Raw genomic sequence first — 6,291 nt, forward strand, 5'->3', positions numbered from 1 at the left:
CAGCTCGTCGCGCCCGTCGCCGTCCAGGTCGCCGGCCGCCAGCGCGGCGCCGAACCGGTCGCTCGACGGGGCAGGCAGGGTGAGCTGCCCGGCCGCGCGCAGCCCGTGGGGCGAGCCGTGGTAGAGCTGGACCGCGCCGTTGCCGTCGGCGCCGGGCACCCGGTCACCCGCGAACTCCTCGGACACGCCCACCGCCAGGTCGGCGCACCCGTCGCCGTCGAACTCGCCGACCGCCAGCGCCGAACCGAACGAGTCACCCGGCTCGGGCCGCTCCTGGACCAACCTCGTCCTCCTCCCGTCGCCGTACAGGACCGTCACGGACCCGGCCCGGCGGTCGTCGTACGGCGCGGCCACGGCCAGATCGGGACGGCCGTCGCCGTCGAAGTCGGAGGGGGAACCGCCGCAGGACCGCGCGGCGGCGGGGACCGTACCGGAAGCCAGGGGAAGGACCAGACAGGCGGCGAGCAGCGCGTTCATACCCCCAGTGATGTCCGCCCCGGTAGAACCCGGCCTGAACGGCCCGGGAACGCGCCAAGAGGCGTGGATGCACATCGCCCTCGCGAATGGGATTATCGCGTTGGCGTTCCGCCACCGTGGGACTGCGCTTCGTGACAGGCTACTGAGCGAGACAGAGGGGGAGGAGTCGGATGTCCGCGCGCCACGCTCTGCTGATCGGGGTGCCCCGGTGCGACGACCCGGGCTTCAAGGAGATCGGTGACGTCGTCAGGGCGGACGTGCGCGTCATGCGCCAGGCCCTTGAACAGTCCGGCTACGCCGATGTGGACACGTTCGGAGTGGAGGACGGCCAGGATCCCACCAGGAGCCGGATCCACAAGCGCGTCAAGCGCGCCTGCGAGGCCGCGCGTCCGGAGCGCTGCAGAGCGAGCGGTTCGCCGGCACCGTGCCCGCCACGCTGGAAGGCCGGGAGGAGAGCGTCGCCACCAGCCTCAAGAGACTGCGCCGCTACGCGATCGCGGGGCTGGCCACCAGCCCCCTGCGGGACGTGCCTCCCGTCCCGCGTCCCCTCCAGAACGGCGAGGGACTGCTGCTCACCATCCTGACGACGTGGTCACGCGACCGCGACTCACCCGAGAGCCACCTGCCCGCCCTCCTCGTGGTGGCGTCGAGGAGACTGAACCTGCCGCTCGCCGAGGTGCTCAGGCGGGTGGCCGCGCTCGCGCCGCCCGGATGGGCCGTTCCGGAGTTCGACCTCGGGCCGCTGGCGGATCGGATCTGCTCCGTGGAGGCCACCCTGATGTCCAGGGACCTCGACGCCCAGGCGCCGTGGATGCCGGGTGAGATCCAGCCCGGTCACGTCATCGCCGCCAGCGTCGGCCGGGACCGCCCCGTCGAGGAGGTGCTCGCCGTCTACGACGAGCTCGCGCCGCTGGGTGTGCGGGTCGCCGGACGTGAGCGTTTCCCGGCGGATCTGGAGCCGCTGGAGGTGGAGGCGCTCCGGGAGACGACGGTGGTGGGCCAGCCCATGAGTCCCATGCGTCTCGCCTCCATAGCCGCCCGGACCGGCGTCTCACCACGGGAGGTCCACGAGGCGCTGGCACGCCTGGAATCCCGCGGCCTGCTGGCGCGGCCGGACACCACAGAGCCACTGGACTTCTCCCTTGAGCCTGAGGACTCCAGCGCTCTCAGATCCTTACGGACGATGTGGGGCGAACGGCTGCCGGACCTGCCCCAGCAGGTCGCCGCACGCGAGATCGCGTGCGCGATAGGCAGGGGAACCACCCGCGCCAACAGCCGGTACAGGGCTCGCATGCGCGCGCTGGCCGCCTTCGCCAGGCCCGTCAGCCCCTTCACCAAGACGGACCTGCTCGATCCTCGCGGGCAGGTGACACAGCTTCTCGAGCCGGCGAGCCTGTGGGCCGAACTCCGCTGGCGGGTCGGACCGGGGGAGATCGTCGCGGGCGCGTTCGAGTCCGGCCTGTCCATCGGCGCCTATCTGGAGCTGCTGGCCCCCTACCGGCAGATGGGCGTCCCCGTACCCGAGCCCGGCGAAGGTGAGCTGCACGACATCCGTCCCGACGAGGAGGACGCCATGCTCCTGGTACGGCAGGGAGACAAGTTCATCTCGGCAGTGGGGGCTGTCGATCTGGTGCGCGCGGCCGGGCGGTTCGGGTGGACGGTCGCCGGCACGCACCGCCGCCTGCTCCCCCTCGTCCCGCTCGGGCTGACGCTCGACCACCCGCACGACGCCTGCCCCGACACCATCGTGCGCTGGCAGGACCTGCTCGCCCTCACCGTCGACCTCGACGGCCACGCCCCGGCCGTCGCGGGCGCCGTGACGGCCGAGCACCTCGCGCACGCCGCCGAGCAGCTCGACGAGCCGCCCGAGCGGGTCGGCGACCGCCTGCGCCCCTATGCCCGCCTGTTCACGCTCACCCCGCCTGCCCGACCTGCCACGGCAAGACCGCCACCCCGTGGTCCTACGGCGTCGTCGGCGCCAAGGGGGTGTTCGGCCGCCGCGCGAAGGGAGAGCCACCCAGGCCCTCCGGCCCCCGGACCGTCTACTGCGAGTGCGGCTACACGCATCCGAACCGGCCCGGGACGGCCTGGGACCTCGGCTGCGGCTCGTTCTGGACCGTGGATCTGCCCTCGTGAGCAGGGTGGACGCGTGGCGGTGGGCGCAGAAGGCGCAGCGGCTCCAGTACGAGCAACTGGAGATCGTCCGCAAGCAGGCGGAGAGCTGGCGGACGGGGCTGACCGGTGTCACGACGTTGCTGGCCGCCGTCCTGGTCGTCAAGGGCCGCGAGAGCGTCAGCGAGCTGGCGCCGCCGTACCGGTGGCTGGTGCCAATGCTGCTCGCGGCGGCGCTGGCCGTGCTGGTGTGGGCGACGCTCACGGCGGTGGGCGCCGCCTCCGGGCTCCCGTCCAGCCGGACGCTCCTCACCGGCGAGGACCTGCGCGCCTGGACGAGAGGCGAGGTCGGGCGGATCCAGAACGCGGTCAGCCGGGCACGCGCGCTGCCCCTCTTCGGCGTGGCGGCGGTGGCCGTCGCGGTCATGGCCTCGTGGCTGGCGCCGGCCGCCTCCCCGGCGCCGGCGCTTGGTGGTCGTGGAGTCGGCCACCGGACGGCTGTGCGGGACGCTCGTCGACACCGGCGGCGGCAGCCTCATCGTGAAGGTCTCCGAGGACCACCGGATCGTCCGGCTGGCGGACGTGACCAGGATCAGAGGCGTGGCGGCCTGCCCCCGCTGAGGTGTACGGGAAGCCCGGCGCCGCCGGCGATCCGGGACCGGACGGAGCACCGGGGACGCAGCACGGACCGGCAGGGGAACGTGCCAGGATAGGCCCGTGGACATCGATCTCGCGGACCTGGATTTCTGGCGCAGACCGCTCAAGGAGCGGCACGAGGCGTTCGCCCGGCTCCGGCAGCTGGAGCACCCGGTGTTCTTCCCGGAGAAGAAGGTGCCGTTCCTGCGCTCCGGCAAGGGCTTCTACGCGCTGGTCCGCCACGCCGACGTGGTTGAGGCCAGCCGCAACGCCAAGGTGTTCTCCAGCGAGCCGGCGGTCACCAACCCCGAGCCGCCCGGCTGGGTCAAGCAGGTCTTCGGCGAGTCGATGGTCAACATGGACGACCCGCGCCACGCCCGGCTCCGCCGCATCGTCACGCGCTCGTTCAGCCCCCGGATGCTGGCCGGGCTGCAGGACGACATCGAGGCCGCCTGCGCGCGCATCGTGGACGACGTCGTCAAGGACGGGCCGCGCGACTTCGTCCACCAGGTCGCGGCCCGGCTCCCCATCCACGTCATCTGCGACATGCTGGATATCCCGCAGGAGCTGCGAGCCAAGGTGCACCAGCACGTCGACGTCTCCACCGCCTACACCGGCGTGCGGCCCAGCCTGGCTCGCAGCGTCCAGCTCGCCGGGCAGAACATGCTGGCACTCATGGCGCTGCAGCGCATGGTCATCAGGCTCGGCCACGAGCGCGCCGCCGACCCGCGCGGCGACCTCATCTCCCTGCTGGTCACCGCCAACCCCGACGGCGAGAAGCTGACCGACAAGGAGCTCGGCTCGTTCTTCGCGCTGCTGCTGGTGGCGGGCAACGAGACCGCGCGCAACACGATGGCCCACGGCATCAAGCTGCTGACCGACAACCCCGCCCAGCGCGAGCTTCTGACGAGCGACTTCGACGCCCACGTCAACGGCGCGATCGAGGAGATGGTCCGCTGCGTCTCGCCCATCATCCAGTTCCGCCGCACCGTGACCGAGGACCACTCGCTGCGCGGCCTGGAGCTGAAGAAGGGCGACAAGGTCGTCCTCTTCTACGGCTCCGCCAATCGAGACGAGAGCGTCTTCCCCGACGCCGACACGTTCGACATCACCCGCGACACCAAGCCGCACGTCGGGTTCGGCGGGCCGGGGCCGCACTTCTGCCTCGGCGCCAACCTGGCCAGGCAGGAGATGCGCACGATGTTCCGCGAGCTGCTCACCCGGCTGCCCGGCATCCGCTCGGTCGGGGAGCCGGAGCTGCTGCTGTCCAACTTCGACAACAGCGTCCGCGGCCAGGCGTTCACGTTCTGAGGCTCAGTCGCCGGCCTGATCCGGGGCGAGGACGTTCGTCCTGATCGTGAGGAAGGTGATCAGCGCGGCCACCAGCATCATCGCCGCGCTGACCAGCATCGCCGTGCGGAACCCCGCGTCGAACACCTCCGGCCGCTCGAAGGCGTCGCCGACCAGGCCCACCGCGGGTGGCACGGCGGCCACCGCGAGCAGGCCGCCGGTGCGGGCGACCGCGTTGTTGATCCCGCTGGCCGTGCCCGCGTAGCGTTCGTCGGCGCTGGCCAGCACGGTCGCCGTGAGCGGCGCCACCACGGCCGACAGCCCCAGGCCGAAGACGGTGACGGCCGGCAGGACCTGCAGCACGTACGAGGCGCCGGGGCCGATCGTGCTCATCCAGAGGAAGCCGAGCCCCGCCACCAGGATGCCCGCCGTCATCGGCAGGCGCGGACCGAGCCGCTTGGCGACCTCCCCCGCCGGCGGCGACAGCAGCAGCATCAGGACCGTGACCGGCAGCAGCGACAGCCCGGCCGCGATCGGCGAGAAGCCGGACACCACCTGCAACTGGATGACCAGCAGGAAGAACACCACGCCCATCGCCGCGTACATGACCAGCGTGACCACGTTCACGGCCGTGAACACGCGGTCGCGGAAGATCTCGACCGGCACCAGCGCCTCGGGCGAGCGGCGGATCTCCAGCACCACGAACGCCGCCCCGAGCGCGACGCCGGCCACCAGCGGCGCCACCGCGCCCCGCTCGATCAGGCCGTACGTGATGCCGGCCAGCGCGAGGGCCGCCAGCACCGAGCCGAGCACGTCGAAGCGGCCCGCCGCCCGCTCGTCCCTGCTCTCCGGCACGTGCCGCACGGCGACCAGCACGACGAGCAGCGCGAACGGCAGGTTGACGAGGAACGCCCAGCGCCAGCCCGCCGACTGCACCAGCCAGCCGCCCAGCAGCGGCCCGATGGCGCTGGCCACCCCGCCGAGCCCCGACCAGACGCCCACCGCGCGCGGCCGGTCGGCCTTGACGAACGCCGCCTGGATGATCGCCAGCGAGCCCGGAGTGAGCAGCGCGCCGCCGATGCCCTGCAGCGCTCGGGCGCCGATCAGGAACTCGATGGACGGCGCCAGCCCGCACAGCGCCGACGCCAGGGCGAACCAGACCGTGCCCACGACGAACACCCTGCGCCTGCCGAAGCGGTCGCCGAGCGAGCCGCCCAGCAGGATCAGGCCGGCCAGGGTGAGCGTGTAGGAGTTGATCGTCCACTGCAGCCCGGACATGTCCGCGTCCAGTTCGTCGCCCAGGAAGGGCAGGGCCACGTTGACCACCGTGCTGTCGAGCATGGCCAGCCCCGAGCCGAGCACGGTGGCCGCGAGGATCCACCTGCCGCGGGCCGACCCGAGCCGCACGTGACCGTCGGTCGCGACCCGTTGCCTGGGCCCGTTCGCGGGGTCGTCCATCACGAGCGGCTGCCGAGCGCCCTGAGCACGAAGCCGGACACCAGCTCCCCGGCCACCTCGACCGTGACCGTGCCGCTCATCAGCGGCACCCGCTCGGCGCCGATCACGGCGAGGATCATGCGCGCCGTGGCGCCGACGTCGGGCGCCTGGAAGTCGCCCGAACCGATGCCGCTCTCCAGGATCTCCACGAGGACGCGCTGCATGGGCGCCACGTGCTCGGCCAGCCGCTGGTAGGCGTCGGGGCCGAGGGCCGCGCCGAGGTCGGCCGGGCCCGGGTGCGGGTGCGCCAGCAGCCCGGCGAGCTGCAGCCGGACGAAC

4 protein-coding genes and 1 pseudogene are annotated in these 6,291 nt (G+C 72.6%); 2 read left to right on the forward strand and 3 right to left on the reverse strand.

Going from position 1 to position 6,291, the window contains the following annotated elements:
- The coding region (locus DQW85_RS29660) for an FG-GAP and VCBS repeat-containing protein (protein ID WP_205315509.1) at window positions 1-477 on the reverse strand (477 nt) is incomplete at its 3' end.
- 424 nt (window positions 478-901) lie between these two features.
- Here DQW85_RS29660 and DQW85_RS44920 point away from each other — a divergent pair.
- Window positions 902-3,133, forward strand: a complete 2,232-nt coding sequence (locus tag DQW85_RS44920) for a wHTH domain-containing protein (RefSeq protein ID WP_162795477.1) — start codon at window positions 902-904, stop codon at window positions 3,131-3,133.
- 173 nt (window positions 3,134-3,306) lie between these two features.
- Window positions 3,307-4,536: a cytochrome P450 gene (locus DQW85_RS29680; RefSeq protein ID WP_113703141.1), complete on the forward strand. Its 1,230-nt coding sequence runs from the start codon at window positions 3,307-3,309 to the stop codon at window positions 4,534-4,536.
- 3 nt (window positions 4,537-4,539) lie between these two features.
- Here DQW85_RS29680 and DQW85_RS29685 read toward each other — a convergent pair whose 3' ends face one another.
- Together DQW85_RS29685 and DQW85_RS29690 are read right to left on the reverse strand one after the other, a co-directional pair.
- Window positions 4,540-5,973 (reverse strand): MFS transporter, encoded by a 1,434-nt coding sequence (locus DQW85_RS29685; RefSeq protein ID WP_113703142.1) that lies wholly within the window; start codon window positions 5,971-5,973, stop codon window positions 4,540-4,542.
- Window positions 5,973-6,291, reverse strand: a pseudogene (locus tag DQW85_RS29690) (TetR/AcrR family transcriptional regulator); the annotation flags it as partial. The pseudogene DQW85_RS29690 and the gene DQW85_RS29685, both read right to left, overlap by 1 nt.

It is taken from the genome of Nonomuraea lactucae (assembly GCF_003313395.1).
GTDB lineage: Bacteria > Actinomycetota > Actinomycetes > Streptosporangiales > Streptosporangiaceae > Nonomuraea > Nonomuraea lactucae.

What these genes read in the sequence shown, in the direction of transcription:
- DQW85_RS29685 (WP_113703142.1), bottom strand. Translation starts at nt 5,973, where the DNA reads ATGGACGACCCCGCGAACGGGCCCAGGCAACGGGTCGCGACCGACGGT.